The organism is Robertmurraya siralis, from assembly GCF_005502275.1.
Classification (GTDB): Bacteria; Bacillota; Bacilli; order Bacillales; family Cytobacillaceae; genus Robertmurraya; species Robertmurraya siralis.
This window is the reverse complement of the sequence record NZ_SWLZ01000001.1, coordinates 268,638-286,924: the sequence shown is the minus strand read 5'-3', so window position 1 is coordinate 286,924 and position 18,287 is coordinate 268,638. Positions and strand designations below refer to the sequence as shown.

Genomic DNA, 18,287 nt, shown 5'->3' with positions numbered 1-18,287 from the left:
ACAGGTTTTGCAAATACAAAAGGCGCCACTCTCTCGCTGTGTCGAAAGAGTGACGCATTCTTGAATCAACAGGATGATTAAATTTTGATAACGACTTTATTGGTATCATTAACTCAAACTTTACTGCGGACTAAAAAAATACAAAGTAAAAATGCGGATAATAACCTAGTAAAAAATATATTTTATTAAGCCAAAATGGCAAAATAAAAGCTGGCGTATATTAATATATAAAGTAAGTGGCGATATTAGTATCCTTTGATTCCAATGTTGAATGGTGGCTTAGATAGTAAAAGCTTAAGATACGGATTATTATGTTCCAAGTTTCGGATATATGTACAAAAAAGAGGGTGATATAATGAACTATATTATGAAATACGGTAAAAATTTTATTGGTATATCCAATAATATAGAAGCTGAGTGTCATAAACACTGGTTATTGCAAATGTTCTTATCCAGCCAAAAGGAATTAACTATTGAAGTTAATGGACAACCTATCCCGTGCAGCTCCATTATTATTAACATGGATACCCCCCATAAATTTAACACCCAAGGAGAACCTCATTTCACCATGCTGATTGATCCTACAACAAAGCTTGGGCAAGTAATGAGAGAGCTGCTAAACAATCGCCCCTTCTTTGTTATTCCATACGAAAAAAATAGGATTATGCAAGAAAATTTCAGAAATATGCTAGAACAGAAAAAGGATGAAGCTATTCAATTCTTTATTCAGAGTGTTATCTTTCCATTTTCTTATAATAATCTTAAAGCATTTGATGATCGAGTGATACAAGTATTGAATCTTTTTGATGACTTTACGCCCGAAGATGAAATCCTTCAAATCAAGTATCTTTCTAAGAGAATCGGACTTTCTGAAAGCCGTTTGGCACATTTATTCAAAGCAGAAACAGGTATTCCATTAAAAAGCTTTATTGTTTTGCGCAAACTTCAGAGAGCATATGAGTTAATTTTTAATGGGGAAAATATTACCACAGCGGCTCTCAATGCTGGCTTTAATACTCCCTCACATCTTGCACATACTAATAAATTGATGACTGGAATGTCTGCAAAAAATATTTTAAGAAATAGCGAGTTTTTGAAAGTTTTCCAATGAGTACTTTGATAATGTGTAATCAAGCAAATAAGGAGGGTTACACAATGAATAAGTATTTGCAAGAAACTAAAATGTTGAATTTTAAACATAACTCAATCCAAAGATTAATAATGGAAAAGAGCTGGGGAAATTATGATGATTTCCAAAAAATTTTACAAATTTATAATTTTGTACGTGACGATATCGTATTTGGATATAATACAGACGATACGATTTCCGCCTCCAGAGTCTTAAATGATGGTTATGGACAATGTAATACAAAAGGTACATTATTTATGGCTCTTCTAAGAGCAGTTGGAATACCTTGCAGATTTCATGGTTTTACCATTGACAAGGAATTACAAAAAGGAGCAATGACAGGAGTCATTTACAGGCTTGCTCCACAAAGTATTGTTCACAGTTGGGTTGAAGTACTGTATAAAGATCAGTGGTATAACATGGAGGGTTTCATTTTAGACAATCAGTATTTGAAAAAGCTCCAAGAAAAATTTTCCGATTGCCAAACTAGCTTTTGTGGATATGGCGCCGCTACCGATAACTTTCAAAATCCTCAAGTAGAATGGAATGTCAATGATACCTATATTCAAAAAGAAGGGATCAACCATGATTTCGGAGTGTTCAATTCACCGGATGAATTCTTTGAGAAATATCAACAGCAACTGACACCACTTAAAAAATGGATTTATCAGAACATTGCACGTAAACTTATGAACCGTAATATAGAAAAAATTCGTAATGAATCCAAAAAATAACCTATATATCTTACGAACAAAGATTAATAGATTAAACCACTTTTACGCTTCTATTTTATGTCGGTTTAAGCAGCCGTCATCTCCTTTCTAAGCGGACTTGCTTTAAACTGATTGAAAACGTTTGTCACATCACCGCAATGAAGCCTTGAAAGGAGAGAGGAACCATAGTCAATAATCTTACTGCCCGAACTTAAGCATTTAAAGCTATTTAGATTCCAAGTACTTTTGATATTGCTGGGAAGTGCAGCCAACAAGGAAAGCAACAAAGAAAGTGAACGTTTGCGGGCAGTAAGACAGTTTGAGCCATCTGCTTAGTATTTTTTTATCTTAAATATAACTGACAGCCCTTTTATATTGGGACTGGTTCGAAAGAAAATGAAAAGGGCAAAAGTCTCAAATCAATCATAAACTTTTATCATCAACAGTGTTTAACCATTTTTCAATTTCTTCAACTACGGACTGTACACAGCCTTCTTTAAATGGAGAAATTAAGTTTGCTTCCTTCACAAGTTCCGTAAATGGTAAACTCCCCCCTAATTTACACAGCTTTAAATAGTCACTCCATGCTTCCTCATGGTTTTCCCTGGAGCGCTTCCAGAATTGAAATGCACAGATTTGAGCCAAAGTGTAATCAATATAATAAAAAGGGGAGTTATAAATATGACCTTGACGCTGCCAAAATCCTCCATTTTCTAAATATACATTGCCATCATAATCTCGATGCGGCAAGTATGCCTTCTCAATTTCTCTCCAGACTGCCTTCCGTTCCTGTGGAGTTGCCTCCGGATGATCATATACCCAATGCTGAAATTCATCTACTGCAACTCCGTAGGGAAGAAATAATAGGCTTGAGCTCAAATGGGAAAACTTATACTTTTCTGTATCTTCTTTAAAAAATAATTCCATCCATGGCCAAGTGAAAAACTCCATACTCATAGAGTGAATTTCTGCTGCTTCATATGTTGGCCAATAATACTCCGGAATGTCAAAGTGACGGCTTAAATAAATTTGGAATGCATGGCCTGCTTCATGCGTTAATACATCAATATCACCGGAAGTACCATTAAAATTAGAAAATATAAACGGAGCTTTGTAATTTTCGATCAAGGTACAGTAGCCGCCTCCAGCTTTCCCCTTTTTTGCAACAAGATCCATTAAGTTCTCTTCTCTCATATATCGAAAGAATTCACCCGTCTCTTTGGAAAGTTCATTATACATCTGTTGACCGTTGTCAATAATCCATTCAGGATTGCCTTTCGGAACCGCATTGCCAGAAGTAAAATTAAATCCTTCATCAAAAAACTTTAAAGAATTGACGCCTATTCTTTCCTGTTGGCGTTTTCTTAATTTACTAGCAATCGGGACAATAAATTCTTTTACTTGATTGCGAAAATTAGCAACCATTTCCGCATTGTAATCCGTTCTGTACATTCTATAGTAAGCTAGTTCAACAAAATTATTATAGCCAAGTTTTTGAGCAATCTCTGTACGAACCTTCACTAATTCATCATAAATACGATCCAATTCATCCTCATGTTCTGCAAAAAAGCCAAAACGTGCAGTACTTGCCTTCTTTCTCATGCTTCGGTCCTTTGACTCTGTAAAAGGTTCTAATTGGGCAAGCGTTCTTTCTTCACCTTCAAACATTATTTTCGCAGAAGCGATAAGCTTAGTATATTCACTTGAAAGTTTATTTTCCGTTTGCAGCAGTGGCACTACTTCTGGCGAAAAAACCTTTAGTTGTGCTTCTGCAAGAGCAAATAACTGTTTGCCCCATTTCTTTTCAAGCTCTGGGCGAAATTTCGAATGAACTAATGCTTCATAATATTTTGTCACAAGCCCATCAATCTGTGGCTCTAATTCATCGGTGGCATCCTGTTCTTGCTTATAAAATACATCATTTGTATCAATTGAATGTCGAATATAGACTAAATTAAACATCGTTCCAACATCGTTGCGAATTTCATTAATCTTTTTCATTATTTCATTTTGCCCATCAGCGGTTTGTGCTTCATTGAAACTTTTAATCAATTCCTCAAAATTTCTTTCAATCGATTCTAAATCCGGTCTCGTATATGTAAACTGCTCAAATCCCACTAAATAGCCCCCTATTCGAAAAATTTAGAAATTACAAAGTAATTATACAAGAAAAAGACAAACCAGTCTATTTAATAGAAAAATAGGGCTTTGTTAAATGACGGTATTGATTTTTGCCTCTTTTACTCACCTTTTCAGGATATCTGAAAAAATATTGATGCTTACTAGATCGGATTTTTACAGCCAATATCCAAAAATGACAAAGGCCATCGAGAGGTTGCCTCTCGATGGCCTTTGTCGACACTCTGCAGCAATATGTCAATTGCCTTCCTTACGAAACAGATAAACCCAATTTTTTCAAAAGGGCAATCGCTTCACCTTTTTCCTCATTAGAAAGTTCGGACATTATTTCATGAATTTTTTGTTCATGCTGAGGAAAAACATCTTCGATGAACTGCTTTCCACTATCGGTTATTTGCGCAAACGTAACCCTTCTATCACTTGGACAAGCTACACGAACTAAATATCCCTTTTCCTCCAGTTTGTCAACCACGTAAGTAATACTACCGCTTGCTAAAAGGATCTTTCCCCCAATTTGTTGGAGAGGTTGATCCCCTTTATGATAAAGCAATTCTAATACAGCAAACTCAGTCGGATTTAACCCATAAGTATGAATTAATTTATTGACATTTTCATTGACCGCGCGATAGGCACGGGATAATACGATAAATAGCTTAAGAGATTGTTTAATTTCATCGTTACTCATTTGTCTCAAATCCTTTAAACGAAATATAGTTATTCAAGACCTATGCCTACTTAGATCATTATTAGGAGAATTAGGAGAAGGTCCCATAATATCTTGATTTAAAACTATTATAGAGAAAACCCTTGTTCTATGTCAATTTCATGAAGCTTTTCACTTTATTATGGAAATTGTGAAGGCTTACTAAATCAAAATCTCTGTTATATTGGTCGTGTTATTTGGCCATTCAGCATAATTAAAAAGCGTTTGAAACCAAGATTTCACACAAATGAACCAAAAATCGTAGTTAAACACAGACAAAAAAGTTCGTCTCTATAAATAATTCGCTGTTATTTAATGCTATAATATTAGTGAACTATCCAGTTTTTACAAAATCTAAAGCACTGTTAAAATTCATCATCATAAGCTGTTGTTTTATGCTGGAAATTAACATGGCGAAATTGCTCAAACTTTGACCATCAACAGCATGTGTACTTTTTTGCAATTTCTCGCTCAAATTTGATAAGGTGTGTATATTAACAAATTCACTTAACTAAAGGCTTTGTTATATGTCGGTGTTGATATTTGGCTTATTTTCTCTCTGGTTTCACATGCAATGAGCCAAAAAGCATTTTATCAACAATTCTATTTAACAAACCTAACTAAATAATGAATAAAGCTTTGGAGCCACTGAATGAAAAAACATCTGAAATTATTGATTATCTATATTTTTGTCGTATTTGTTCCTACCATTATTGGAAGTTCTTATTTCATCCATTTACGATCGATAATTAATTTAAATGAACGAATAAATGAAGCCAACTGGATTGCCTCGATTCATGAATCACATTGGGATAAGTTTATTAGCGGAACCGTTACTTCCCTCGAAATGATCTCTATGACCGCAAAAACTCTATTCGCTGATTTAGAGCAAATGAAACCTTTACTCGAAAAAGCCCACCAATCAGATCCACGCTATGGGGGAATTTATTTAGTAGGGAAAAATGGGGAGATTATTGCCGGTTCAAACCAGCATTTACACGAAAGTAACTATATTGAAAAAGAGTTAGTTGATGAAGTGATGAAAACAAAAGATGTTATCATCTCAAATAAGTCATTTTCTTTAGAAAACGGACAAACGGTCATTGGAATTTCCTATCCAATATTAGCCGGAAACAATGAATTGATGGCAGTATCATTGGCACTGTTACGAATTGATTACGTTGAAAACTTAATGAAAGTTCTCACACCTGACTCAAAAATTTTGCTGTTGAGTGCAAATGAAAATATATTAATGACATTTAATATTAAAAAAACCGATAAAATCGAAGACCTTTCAAATGAGGAGAAATGGGTCACTTACCCGATTGAGCGTCTGCCATGGAAAATAAAAGTGAAGGTGGATGAGGAAGAAAAAACTGCGATATATTCATTGATCATTATTGGAATTCATTTGATCCTCACCCATATTCTATTTTTATTAATCAATTATTTATTGCTTAAGCGTCAAGCAGCAATCGAAAGAAAAGAGAATGAGGTGCAAAAGCTAGAACTAGTCGGCACTTTAGCGGCCAGCACCGCCCATGAAATCCGCAATCCATTAACGGGGATTAAAGGGCTTGTACAGCTTCTTAGTGAAAAATACGATGAACCGACTGATCGCATGTATTTTTCCGTCATTGATAAAGAAATAGAGCGGATCAATGAAATTGTGAGTGAATTTCTAATCTTAGGGAAGCCGACAGCGCAAAAAATGGAGATTGTTGATATTTCTGGTGTTCTTAGAGAACTTTACCCACTGATTTTATCGGAGGCAACGTTTAATAGAGTCCATCTTCATTACGAAGTTGTACCAGAACCAGTTCTTGTCAAATGTACAAAAGACCAAATGAAGCAAGTCATTTTAAATATTACAAGAAATGCTTTTGAAGCAATGAAGGGCGAAATAAAATGCGATGGAATCCTGACAATAGAACTGCGTAAAGAAAACCATCTCTGTGAAATTATCATTACGGATACAGGAGTTGGAATCAACGAAAAGGTGATTGAGCAAATATTTACTCCTTTTTATACTTCAAAAGAAACAGGAACTGGACTCGGTCTAGTCGTGTGCAAACGTATTTTACAATCATTTAATGGAGAAATTTTAATCACAAGCGAAGAACATAAAGGAACTACAGTCACACTTAAACTACCTTTAATAGGTTCTTCTTAACAAACACCCCTCTTTTAAAGGCAGTCCTGTTTTCATCCAAAACAGAACTGCCTTTTGCATTCTTATGAAAAAACGTTTTTGTCGAGTATCCATAAAAAAGGAGAGACGAGTGCTGAAAATTGCTAGTAACTGGATATAAATACCTCATTTGAAAGAGATATTCACAGCAACAAATTCTATAATTTAATGAGCGGCTCATTCCTTTCAATGCGTGCTCTTATTTCCTTTAACAGAGCTTTGACCCGCTCACTTCGATCCTCTGTGGCAATTTTCTTATGAAATACAGAATATAGTGTTACATCTCTTAACCGCAAAAAAAGTAAAACTTGCTTTATCCAATCATCTGGCAAATTATTTTCTGTTGTATAGCCCGCTATGAAAGACTCTAAAAAGATGCTAGCAAATGCATCCCTTTCGCCTTTCTTATTGTCAGGATAACGAAATAAAGTGGCGTAATATATTGGAATTGCAATATCTGAACAAAACCAGTGAAAACAACAATCATCAAAATCAAATACATGAATGTCCTTTCCATCATAAAAGAAGTTACCTTGATGAAGATCAGAGTGAATCAAGCCGTATTGGTCAGCCGTTCTTTCTAAACGTTCAATGTTTGCAATCAGCTTTTTCGCATTGGAAATAACAAGCTCCTCTTCCTTAGGAATGTACCTCTCGATTGCAAGTAGCTCATCTTCATTCCAATGTAACCTTTCTTTCACTCCCTCCCCACGGTGATACTCTTTCGTTGCAGAATGAATTTTCCCAATCGTACTCCCCCATTGATAAAATAATTTCTTTGAAAAATTCTCATCATTAACCTTGACTGGACTGCCTGGAGCCTTTGAGAATAAGGACCCAAAAAAATAGGAACCATCCCTTGCCCGTATGGCTGCAACAAGCTTGCCTTTAACAGTTTCGTAGACTTTTGGCACATTCATCCCGCAATTGTGAAGATAGTTGATCCAATCCAATTCTGAACAAATGGATTCCTGACTTCTATGCGAACTATGAGTGAGCCTTAAAATATATGATTGTTTATTCTTTACTACTTCATAAACATAATTCTCAAAATCACCAAGCTTTTGCATTTCTTTTTGAATTGAAAACTGTTGAAAGGCTGTCTTCATAATTTCGTCTGTAAATACATCAGCAACTCTTTTTTCCAAGCCCAATCCCTCCGATTGATTATTAACATCTTCATTTAATTCCTCTTCTCGAAGTGAAATCCTTCATTCTTTTAAATTTTTTTTACGAAATCGATCAAATTCATCCCAATTTCTTGTAAGATAGCATTATCATTATTCGAAAGAAGGGTATAAATTTTGAGTCAAGCTGCAATAACTTCTCAACTATACAAAAAGGAAATGGAGAAGACGAATTACAAAATTCTGATCATTATGGGTATTTGCCACTTATTAAACGATTCTATTCAGGCAGTTGTTCCTGCTATGTTTCCCATCCTTGAAAAATCGATGGGATTGACCTTTACACAGTTAGGAATTATCGCTTTTGCACTAAATATGGTTGCTTCCATTATGCAGCCAGTCGTTGGAATCATGACTGATAAAAAACCTATGCCTTTTGCTTTACCAGTAGGTTTAACATCCACATTGATTGGAGTATTTGGGCTCGCTTTTGCTCCCTCATTTGCTTCAATTGTCTTGTCTGTCCTATTGATCGGTATAGGCTCTGCCGTTTTTCATCCAGAGGGTTCGCGAGTCGCTTACATGGCCGCTGGACAGAGGAGAGGCCTCGCTCAATCTATTTATCAAGTAGGAGGAAATTCTGGGCAAGCACTTGCTCCACTCATTACTGCTCTAATATTAGTTCCATTAGGGCAAAGAGGTGCAGTCTGGTTTACTTTTGTTGCGGCTATCGCCGTTTTGCTTTTAGTATACATCGCAAACTGGTATACAAAGAAGCTGCGCTTCGATTTAGAAATTTTAAAGCGAAAAGGCAAGGAAGCGACTGCAATAAGTTCCCCTTATTCAAACAAAATTGGGCTCTACTTAACGCTGCTTTTATTTTTAATTTTTGCCCGTTCATGGTACGTATCTGGAATGACCAATTACTATGCGTTCTTTGCGATTGAAAATTACCAGTTTTCCATACAAAAAGCCCAGGTTTATTTATTTGCCTTTTTAGTAGCTGGAGCCATCGGGACATTTTTTGGCGGACCTTTAGCTGACCGCTTTGGAAAAAGAAACATTATTTTGCTATCACTAATCGGAACATTACCATTATCCATTTTGCTTCCATTCGCTTCACCAGCTTTTGCTTTTATCCTTTTGGCATTAACAGGATTTGTCCTCATGTCAAGCTTCTCTGTTACAGTTGTTTATGCTCAGGAACTTGTCCCTGGAAAGATTGGATTAATGTCTGGTTTAACAGTCGGTTTGGCATTTGGCATGGGAGCCATCGGTTCAGTAGTTTTAGGATATTTAGCAGATCAAATTGGGATCACGTTAACCATCATTTTGACAGGCTTTCTCCCAATCTTAGGGGTATTGACATTATTCCTACCACAAGATAAAAAGTAAATTTCTGCAAACAGGAACATCGACCAAGCATTATTGTTCGTATTTTCCTGTTTCTTTTTCGTTTAATCGTTTTAATTTTTCGAAAATTAGTAACAAAATAGAGCTACATTTGCTTACATTACCATATATAATAATAATACAAAATAAAAAATGATGGGAAAGGAGGAATTACACCATGCATTTCCAAAATTATCGCGATTTTTATCAATTGAAACTCATCCCAATTAACTTTAATGACAAAATACCATCAAGTGATGTTACACATTGGCTCATTGCATTAGAAGGGCATGCTCCTTCCGATGTTTCTGAATTTTATATTTGGAATGTCGTCGTTTATCAAGCAAACTCTGATGGGTATTTCCATGAGAAAAAACCATATTATATTTCTTCAAGTTTTAATTGCTTCCATAAAGCATGTCAAGCAGCATCAAAATTAACAGAGAAAATGAAAAACCCCCATTTTAATTTTGTTGCCACTGAAAATATTGGCTAACCTCACTTACTCTTCTATTAGCATCTCCCTTCTTTTTAAAAATCCATGTGAAAAACTATACAGATAGTAAGAAAAACAATTAAAATATCGTAAAAATTTTCTTCATTACCCAAGAAATCATTAATAAAAATTTAATTTTAAGACAAACTAACGATAACAGGTGATGAAGAAGGATAACTAATGTTTAGAATGTGCAACTGCTTCATCCTTGTGAAACTTTTTCTCATAAGAAAGGTGGTTAGTATGGAACATTTTAAGGCATTAGCACTTAAATTTCTTGCAACGTTGGCACTTTTGTATATTATTTTAGGCTTATACTATGGAATGACGTTTGGAACGGTATTTCTAATTACACTTATCGTAGGAATTATTTCTTATATTATAGGTGATTTAGGAATTCTTCCAAGAACAAACAATGCCATTGCAACATTAGCTGATTTTGGACTAGCGCTAGCTGTCATTTGGGTGATGATTTCATTGTTAACTGCTTCAACAAATGCATTTACGATGGCATTATTTTCTGCTATCGGAGTAGCGATCTTTGAATTTTTCTTCCACAGCTATATGGCAAATATCTTGAAAAATCCTCAAGATCGGAATGATCAAACAAAAAGAAGAGATCTGCAATATCAAACTGAAGCGTCGGAAGAATTTACACCAGAGGTTAATAAAGATTACGAAAATAGAAGATAAAAAACAAAAGGCGAAAGCGTCTTCGGAACAATCATAAAACAGATTGTTCCTGTGATGCTTATTCTTAAAGCCTTTCCCTAGTGCTCATCGCCGTACATAACTGAAGGGCCTGTTCTTTCGATAAAGGAAACCTACGGTGCTTATCGTAGGGAGGAGACCTGAAGTTTGTCAGGGGATAGGCGCTGGAGCATAACATAGATACACTCATTGAAAAAATGGTACATTTCCTGCAAAGAAAAAGTGGAAGCTGTTTGCTTCCACTTTTTTTCTAAGCAAGCCTAAAAACGATGCCATGTCCACCTTTTGGATATTCCCACTTAATGTTTTGCTGCGGGCAGCCGATTCGACAACTTCCACATTCATGGCAGCCTTCATACCCAACTTGCATTCTCGTTCCTTCCCATTTATACACTTCCGCTGGACAAAAAATGGTACAAAATTTTTCCGGACAATTGTTTTGGCAAACCTCATGGTTAACAATCGTTAAATGTGATTTTGTGTCTGCCTTAAATCGAGTTAAATATTGTTTTTCTTCAATTGTACTTGTAGACATTATTTCACCGCCTTCCATGCACGGTAAAGATCTTTGATCACATTAAGAGTTCCCTTTTCCCCTGTAAACCCTTTAACAATTTGTTTTTGCTTTTCTCTCTTCGGTGTGCCATCAACGGTAAAAAATTTACTCATTGCTTGATTCAACATTGGAACATAATCGTTGAAATACTGTGGGTGATGCTCAAATGTATGAGCTGCATCCTTATATTTCTCCAAATCTTTTAGGATAAAGCTTTCATACAACGCTTCCCGATACTTATTCAAGCTTGCTTCACTAAAATCTTGACGTTCTTTAGCTTTAATAATCGCCTCTGCAGCCATTTTTCCAGACGCCATTGCCATATTAGATCCTTCGCGATGGATGGCATTGACAAGCTGAGCAGCATCACCAACGACGACCACTCCATGCCCAGCCACTTTTGGAACTGAATGAAATCCACCTTCAGGTATTAAATGGGCAAGATATTCAACAGACTCTCCTCCGGCAAGGAGCGGTGCGACCATCGGATGGTTTTTTAAGTAATCTAATAAATCATAAGGTTTTAGTTTAGCGTTCATCATACTCGATAATGTTGTTCCAACACCGATATTCAAACTGTCTTTATTTGTATACAGAAAAGCTGTTCCTAAGTTTCCTTTTGTTGAATCACCGAATATTTCAATCGTACATCCTTGATTGTCTTCAAGATTGAATCGATCGTTAATTTTTTCCTTCGGTAAATTGATGACCTCCATGACCGATAGAGCGACTTCATCTGGCTTTAGCTCTTTACGAAAGCCTAACTGTTGGGCTAAAAGTGAATTAACCCCATCTGCTAAAACAACTACATCTGCCAAAATCTCTCCATCGGGACGGTCTGTTTTGACCCCAACCACTTTATCATTTTCAACGATACATTCTGTGACAACCGTCTCATTTATTAAAAGAACCCCTTGCTCTACTCCCTTTTGGGCAAACCATCTATCAAAAGGAGCACGTAAAACAGTAAAGTTATTGTAAGGCTCCTTTGCCCACTCCAACCCTTTGTAGCCAAACGTAACGGTCGACTCTTTATCCATCATCCAAAAGCGCTGTTCGACAATCGGCCTTTCTAACGGTGCATCATTCCAAAATTCTGGAATAATCTCTTCCGTTTGCTTACGGTATAATACCCCTCCCATTACATTTTTGCTACCAGGGTATTCTCCTCTTTCAATTTGCAATACTTTTAAACCACTTTTCGCACAAAGATACGCACAAGCGGTACCAGCAGGGCCTGCTCCAACTACTATCACATCGAATTTCTCAGACATAGCTTACTTCACCGCCTTGTTCCACTCGCAATTGTTTTACCTGTTCGATCAATTTCGGAACAACTTCATGGGCATCGCCAACAATTCCATACGTGGCGACTTCAAAAATTGGTGCATTTGGATCGTTGTTGATCGCAATAATAAGCTCAGAATTTTTCATTCCAACAACATGCTGAATCGCTCCTGATACCCCGATCGCAAAATATATTTTTGGAGTAACCGTTTCGCCTGTTTGGCCAATTTGCAACTCATGAGGAAGCCATCCAGCCTCTATTACATCTCTTGTACCACCTACGCTTGCCCCGATTGTATTAGCAAGTTCATGAATCAATTTAAACCCCTCGGCATCCCCAAGCCCTTTACCTCCACAAACGATAACATGCGCATCAGCCAAATTTGCCTTTTTCGTTACATCCTTCACAATGTTGATAACCTTTGTCCTCATATCCTCTTCATTTAATACAATCTCCTCTTCGATGATTTTTCCTTGTCTACTTTCATCAAAGGATAGTGCCTTCATTACTTTCGGACGAACGGTCGCCATTTGCGGGCGATTTTTCTTACATAAAATGGTTGCCATTATATTACCACCAAATGCCGGCCGACTCGCTTCCAGCAGCCTTTTATCAATATCAACATCCAACATCGTTGTATCGGCTGTTAATCCAGTGCTTAAATCTGTTGCAACGGCACTTGCCAAATCCTTACCATTTGGGGTTGCTCCGTATAAGAATATTTCTGGCTTATACTTTTCCGCCAAAAAGTTAACACCCTTCATATAGGATTCTGTTCGGTAATGTTTTAAAACAGGATGATCGATTAAATAAACAATGTCCGCTCCGTAGCCAATGACTTGAGATGAAAGCTCTCTTATTCCTTCACCTAATAAAACACCTGCAAGCGGTACATCTAATTTTTCAGCGAGTTTGCTACCTGCTCCTAATAATTCCTTAGAAACTCCGGCAATCTCCCCATCGCTCTGTTCGATAAATACCCATACACCACGATACTCTTCTATCATGTAGGTCTCCCCCATCATCTTGACTTATTGAAATATTGTTCACTACTTCACATTAAGAAGTTCTTTTCTCTCTGATAATACTTCAATCAGCTGTTTCACTTGTTCATCGACAGCTCCTTCGAGTAGCTTTCCGCCGTCTAATTTCGGAGGTGTAAACATTTTTCCGACGACAGTCGGTGAACCTTTTAATCCAAGCTGGGCTTTATCAACTGCTTCTAAGTCTCCAACTGACCAAATATTTGGCTTATATCGGGCAGCTCTAATCATATTTGGTAATGGAGAGTAGGCAATTTGATTAATTTCCTTTTCTACAGTCAAGAGGCATGGTAGCTGAACTTCGAGCTCTTCATAGCCATTCGTAAGCTTTCTTTTGACTAGTATTATCCTATTCTCCTTGTCAAATTTAGTCACTTCAATGACATTTGTAATCGGTGGAATATCCATTCTTCTAGCAATTCCTGGACCAACTTGACCGGTATCCCCATCAATAGCATGCTTTCCGCATATCACGATATCAATGGGATGCTTAGCAGCTATTTTCTCCAATGCTTTTGACAATGCATAACTAGTGGCCAAAGTATCTGCTCCGGCAAACGCACGGTCTGAGATTAAATAGCCCTCATCTGCCCCAATCTCAATGCTTTTCTTAATCACTTCAGTTGCTTGTGGTGGCCCCATAGATAAAACAGAAATTTTTCCCTGCCCTAAAGCTTGCTTGAGTTTAACAGCTTCTTGTACGGCATGTGCATCATAAGGATTTAAAATGGCTGGTGCGCTCCGCCTGTCAAGCGTATTTGTCTTTGGATTAATTTTAATAATTTTTGTGTCTGGCACCTGTTTAACACAGACGACAATATGCATGCGTTAAAAACCCCCTTCTTAGTTCGATAAATTTCACCATATATTTTGTAATGACTTCTGCTACGAAGACATATTACAAACAGCTACGATTCGGTTATAAATAAATTGTGTTAACCATTCATGTTGTTGGATTTTTTACAATGTTTGAAGTTCTGGAAGCTTGTTGAAGGAATCAATTGGAGTTAGGTTGTTTTTTTACAAGTATGTCGGTCTCGCTAGCGGATTGATGCTTGGCCACAAACTTTTTACCCTTTCATTTGTCCTGTATTTTCTTTTTTACATTTCAGACTATCTCAATGTTGCATTTTATTTTACCGTGTTGCTGAAAGAACACTCTCTCAATGTAAGCTCTCTTTCACTATGTTTTATTGGTTCAGAGCTAAGTCATATTGCTGAACAGAGTCTTAATAAAAACCATTGAAATCGTTTACACTCATCATATATTAATTACTCATCATGCAACTATGATTTTTATCACATAATTCAAAATTTCCCATTTTTCCAATACTGTTTTAAGCGTTGGCTTTGTTAAAAATCTTGTTGAGAGAAACAATTTTTGGGCTCATCTTCTCAGTAAGCCTTTCAGCATGCGTGAGAAACCCTAATTTGACAGAAAATGAGCCAAAAAATCAGCAGCAGCATATAACAAAGCTTAAATATTATAGATTCAAAATGATCTTAATCGGGATAATGAATAAACGTCATCGTAAAAAAAGCGGTAGACAAAGAAAAAGAAGACCTCTTTTGAAGCCTCCAAGCTTGTACAACTATTAAGTTTTTAGGCTAGCACCTGTACTTGTGGGATAATAAACATCATTTGTCTGAAATTTAGCCTCATTTCGTCTTCTCTTTTATTACTAAAAAGACATTGATATTCATAAATGAGTTGATCTAGCTCCTGGCTGTATCGAATCGTATCATCATTTGTGAAACCTTTTCTATTTGCTGTTTCAATCATTTTCTCTCTCTTTTTTTGTATTTCATCCAGCATTAACCTACTATCATATTGCACCTCATATCCCCCTAATCATCATCCCATAATCCATTTCATTAGGCTCTATTTTGTATTTCCAATCTGGAACATACGTTTATCATAGTTAATGCCAAAATCATAGGAAACATATCTTTTATAGTATCCTTGATGAATTATTACAAGAATTAATTCAAAAGTAAATAGAATCGCAATATTAGACAAAAAAATCTCCAAACTTAACAATAAATCTCAATCTTCTAAGGAATCTACCAGTTTAATTCGACATTTTTCTTCTCTTTTCTTTCACTTTTTAAATGAGGCGCCTTCTAGTAAGAGAAGCTGTTCTTTTATATTTGTCCGCTTCCCAGCATAACCTGTCAACGTTTTATCCTTGCCTATTACTCGGTGACAAGGAATAAAAATAGGTAATTGATTTGCTTTATTAGCCTGTCCAATCGCCCTCACTGCTTTTTCATTTCCGATTGCCAATGCAATGTCTTGGTAGCTCTGCGTTTTTCCATATGGAATTTCCTTTAATGCTTCCCATACCTTCATTTGAAATGAAGTTCCCTTTGCCCGTAACGGGAGGTCAAATGTTTGCCTTTCTCCGGCAAAATATTGATGTAATTGGGTAACTGCTTTCATTAATAATGGTTGTTCCTGATCCAAAGCAATGAATTTCTGATCTTCCGCTTCAATGAAATCTTCCTTGCGCTGATAGAGAGCGGTAATACTATTATTTTCTGTAACGATATAAAGCTGACCGATGATCGAATCATAGGTTGCGTAATATTTCATTTTTCTCAACCATCCTTGTTTAAAAATTACGTGCTTGAAAGAACAAAAGGGCAGGGGACAAGGAATAATTGAAGTGCAAATTATTCCTGCATTCTAACAGTCAAAAAAGCTTTCATTTGTGCTCGGACGCAGGACAAACGATAAAGGTCTGCTATCAATAAAGGAAACTTACGGTACAAGCACCACCATTGCCTTAGTCGATTGTATACCGATTTGTGAAAGTCACATGGTTTGCAACGACTGAAATCGCTCAGAAAAAGTAAGTATCATTTCCCTTTTCAAAATATTAATTTAAATCATGCGATGAAATATTGTTCATCTCAATTTACCATTGTACATTTATGAAATCGATTTAATAGGCAATTTAATATGAAAGGTCGTGCCTTTACCTTCCTCACTTTCAACTTCAATTTTTCCTTTATGTTCATCAATAATCCGATAGGAAACCATCAATCCTAACCCTGTACCCTTTTCCTTCGTCGTATAAAATGGCTCTCCTAGTTTTTGGAGCAGTTCTGCATCAATTCCTTCTCCCTCGTCTTGAATGGAGACGTATATATAATCACTCTCTTCCTTCATTGAAATATTAATAAATCCACCATTGCTCATTACTTCAATCGCATTTTTTATAATGTTTATAAACACTTTTTTCAATTGATTGGGCTCGCAATAGATCGATGGAATATCATTCTTTAACTCCAGCTTAAATTGAACATTATGTAGTACGGCTTGTGGCCGTAACAGCTCGATTGTCTCCCTCATAATCTGGACTATGTCTTTTTCTAAAAATTTCGTTGCTTGAGGCTTGGCTAACACTAAGAACTCATTAATGATCGAATCGATCCGGTTCAACTCTGTTTTTATTACGCCAAAGTACATAGAGTGATCGTCGGTCATCGTATCTTCCAATAATTGAATAAATCCTTTCAGGGCTGTCATCGGATTGCGAATTTCATGAGCAATTCCAGCAGCAAGTTGTCCAACTACACTTAAAGTATCTGATTTGCGCAAATGTTCTTCAATTTGGAGTTTATCGGTAATATCTCGAAACGTACTTAAATTTAAATTCGAAAACACATTCTGCTTCGTTGAATATTCCATATTCAGACGGACACCACTCTCGAGTGTCATTGTTAAAATGCCTGTAGCATGACCGTGTAACCGAAGCTGTTTTAAATGCTCCTCGATTTCCTTTGAATCAACTTTTTTGTTTGCAAGTATATCGAGCAAAGAATGGCCAACTAAATCTTCTTTACGACCTCTAAAAAGCTTTTCTCCTGCCGGATTGACATCTACAATTTTAAATTCATTGTTCCAAAGCAATAAGCCCTCTAATGTTTCTTCAAAAATGCTCCGAAATTTTCTCTCTCTTTCCCGCAATTCTTGTTCCATCTCGTATCGCTCTGTAACATTCCGAAAAATAGTCATATGATGGTCGTTTACCGAATGAAGCTTTGTCGTAAATTCGAGTATTTTCTTTTGTCCATTCGGCATTAGAAAAACTAGTTCATCACGTATTGAATCTTTATTGTACATTTCATTAAGCACTTTAATCGATTTACTGGATTTGCTATAAATAAAGTCCTCAATTTTTTTATTTTTTAATTCCTCTTCACTGCTCTCAAAGATTTTACACGCCGATTGATTCGCCTCAACGATTCCCTTTTCACTGCTCCAAAATATTATGCCATCTAACGCCTCTACAAATAAATCCCGGTACAGTTCTCCCTGTTTTTGCACCTTATCTTCACGTATTGGCCATCTTGCGTCCTTTTTTACGGCTACTGACTGTAATTCCATATGATTTTGCTGACACTCTTTCACCGTTTTCCCCCCTTTGTGCAAAGTAAATGAAATCCTCTAGGTTTTTCAAAACTTTATCATACAACACTGCAAGTTTTGAAAAAGACGGCGTTTCGCAACCTTAACAGCACTATTTCAGTTATTTCCTGCGGTTTAAAACTGCTATAATTTTCCTAAGGAAAGATGAATATAGTTTCTATTCTACAAAAGGGAAAAAAACCCTTCCTTCTTAATTAGAAAATGAAGAAGATTTATTGAGAATGTTGAATCTTATCGAATTAAACAATAGAGCCGGTTTCAATTTTGACGCATTCACATGCTCCTGAACGCTAACCATAGCGAAAAACGCCGTAGACTCTTTTCCAATATTAAGAAAAGAGCCTACACGTCGTAATTATTA

16 protein-coding genes are annotated in these 18,287 nt (G+C 36.3%); 6 read left to right on the top strand and 10 right to left on the bottom strand.

Annotated features, from left to right (window positions below; translation table 11 throughout):
- Window positions 1-355: 355 nt before the first annotated feature.
- Window positions 356-1,111: a helix-turn-helix domain-containing protein gene (locus tag FCJ93_RS01315; RefSeq protein ID WP_137742775.1), complete on the top strand. Its 756-nt coding sequence runs from the start codon at window positions 356-358 to the stop codon at window positions 1,109-1,111.
- Window positions 1,112-1,155: 44 nt separating this feature from the next.
- Window positions 1,156-1,863: a transglutaminase-like domain-containing protein gene (locus tag FCJ93_RS01310; RefSeq protein WP_137742774.1), complete on the top strand. Its 708-nt coding sequence runs from the start codon at window positions 1,156-1,158 to the stop codon at window positions 1,861-1,863.
- A 402-nt stretch (window positions 1,864-2,265) separates the two neighbouring features.
- On the opposite strand, the gene FCJ93_RS01305 is transcribed toward FCJ93_RS01310, so the two are convergent.
- Window positions 2,266-3,960, bottom strand: coding sequence for a M3 family oligoendopeptidase (locus FCJ93_RS01305; RefSeq protein ID WP_137742773.1), 1,695 nt, complete (start codon window positions 3,958-3,960; stop codon window positions 2,266-2,268).
- Window positions 3,961-4,231: 271 nt separating this feature from the next.
- Window positions 4,232-4,666, bottom strand: coding sequence for a MarR family winged helix-turn-helix transcriptional regulator (locus tag FCJ93_RS01300; RefSeq protein WP_095313577.1), 435 nt, complete (start codon window positions 4,664-4,666; stop codon window positions 4,232-4,234).
- 670 nt (window positions 4,667-5,336) lie between these two features.
- Between FCJ93_RS01300 and FCJ93_RS01295 the strand changes: the two genes are divergently transcribed.
- The gene (locus FCJ93_RS01295; RefSeq protein WP_137742772.1) at window positions 5,337-6,857 is read left to right on the top strand and encodes a PAS domain-containing sensor histidine kinase; all 1,521 of its coding nucleotides are present in this window, start codon (window positions 5,337-5,339) and stop codon (window positions 6,855-6,857) included.
- Window positions 6,858-7,033: 176 nt separating this feature from the next.
- Here the strand turns inward: FCJ93_RS01295 and FCJ93_RS01290 are convergent, their stop codons facing one another.
- Window positions 7,034-8,023, bottom strand: coding sequence for a phosphotransferase enzyme family protein (locus FCJ93_RS01290; RefSeq protein WP_095313581.1), 990 nt, complete (start codon window positions 8,021-8,023; stop codon window positions 7,034-7,036).
- A gap of 198 nt (window positions 8,024-8,221) precedes the next feature.
- Here FCJ93_RS01290 and FCJ93_RS01285 point away from each other — a divergent pair, with 198 nt between their 5' ends.
- The 3 genes from FCJ93_RS01285 (at window position 8,222) to FCJ93_RS01275 (ending at window position 10,583) form a co-directional block, all read left to right on the top strand.
- Window positions 8,222-9,397 carry an MFS transporter gene (locus FCJ93_RS01285; RefSeq protein ID WP_095313639.1) on the top strand — a complete coding sequence of 392 codons (1,176 nt, stop codon included), beginning with the start codon at window positions 8,222-8,224 and terminating at the stop codon, window positions 9,395-9,397.
- 175 nt (window positions 9,398-9,572) lie between these two features.
- Window positions 9,573-9,890, top strand: coding sequence for a hypothetical protein (locus tag FCJ93_RS01280; RefSeq protein ID WP_095313583.1), 318 nt, complete (start codon window positions 9,573-9,575; stop codon window positions 9,888-9,890).
- Between the two features lie 243 nt (window positions 9,891-10,133).
- The gene (locus FCJ93_RS01275) at window positions 10,134-10,583 is read left to right on the top strand and encodes a YndM family protein (protein WP_095313585.1); all 450 of its coding nucleotides are present in this window, start codon (window positions 10,134-10,136) and stop codon (window positions 10,581-10,583) included.
- Between the two features lie 268 nt (window positions 10,584-10,851).
- On the opposite strand, the gene FCJ93_RS01270 is transcribed toward FCJ93_RS01275, so the two are convergent.
- The 7 genes from FCJ93_RS01270 to FCJ93_RS01240 all read right to left on the bottom strand — a co-directional run bounded on the left by FCJ93_RS01270 (window position 10,852) and on the right by FCJ93_RS01240 (window position 17,908).
- Window positions 10,852-11,136, bottom strand: a complete 285-nt coding sequence (locus tag FCJ93_RS01270; protein ID WP_095313587.1) for a ferredoxin family protein — start codon at window positions 11,134-11,136, stop codon at window positions 10,852-10,854.
- Window positions 11,136-12,431: an FAD-dependent oxidoreductase gene (locus FCJ93_RS01265; protein WP_095313588.1), complete on the bottom strand. Its 1,296-nt coding sequence runs from the start codon at window positions 12,429-12,431 to the stop codon at window positions 11,136-11,138. Before FCJ93_RS01265 ends, FCJ93_RS01270 begins: the two co-directional genes overlap by 1 nt.
- Window positions 12,424-13,452 (bottom strand): electron transfer flavoprotein subunit alpha/FixB family protein, encoded by a 1,029-nt coding sequence (locus tag FCJ93_RS01260; protein ID WP_095313590.1) that lies wholly within the window; start codon window positions 13,450-13,452, stop codon window positions 12,424-12,426. Before FCJ93_RS01260 ends, FCJ93_RS01265 begins: the two co-directional genes overlap by 8 nt.
- Window positions 13,453-13,494: 42 nt before the next feature.
- A complete protein-coding gene (locus FCJ93_RS01255) occupies window positions 13,495-14,313 on the bottom strand; it encodes an electron transfer flavoprotein subunit beta/FixA family protein (RefSeq protein ID WP_095313592.1) in 819 nt (272 codons plus the stop codon).
- A 778-nt stretch (window positions 14,314-15,091) separates the two neighbouring features.
- Complete coding sequence (locus tag FCJ93_RS01250; protein ID WP_170943650.1) at window positions 15,092-15,325, bottom strand: aspartyl-phosphate phosphatase Spo0E family protein; 234 nt, start codon at window positions 15,323-15,325, stop codon at window positions 15,092-15,094.
- Window positions 15,326-15,589: 264 nt separating this feature from the next.
- On the bottom strand, window positions 15,590-16,084 hold the full coding sequence (locus tag FCJ93_RS01245; RefSeq protein WP_095313595.1) for a methylated-DNA--[protein]-cysteine S-methyltransferase: 495 nt from the start codon (window positions 16,082-16,084) through the stop codon (window positions 15,590-15,592).
- Between the two features lie 339 nt (window positions 16,085-16,423).
- Window positions 16,424-17,908, bottom strand: coding sequence for a PAS domain-containing sensor histidine kinase (locus FCJ93_RS01240; protein WP_095313597.1), 1,485 nt, complete (start codon window positions 17,906-17,908; stop codon window positions 16,424-16,426).
- Window positions 17,909-18,287 lie beyond the last annotated feature (379 nt).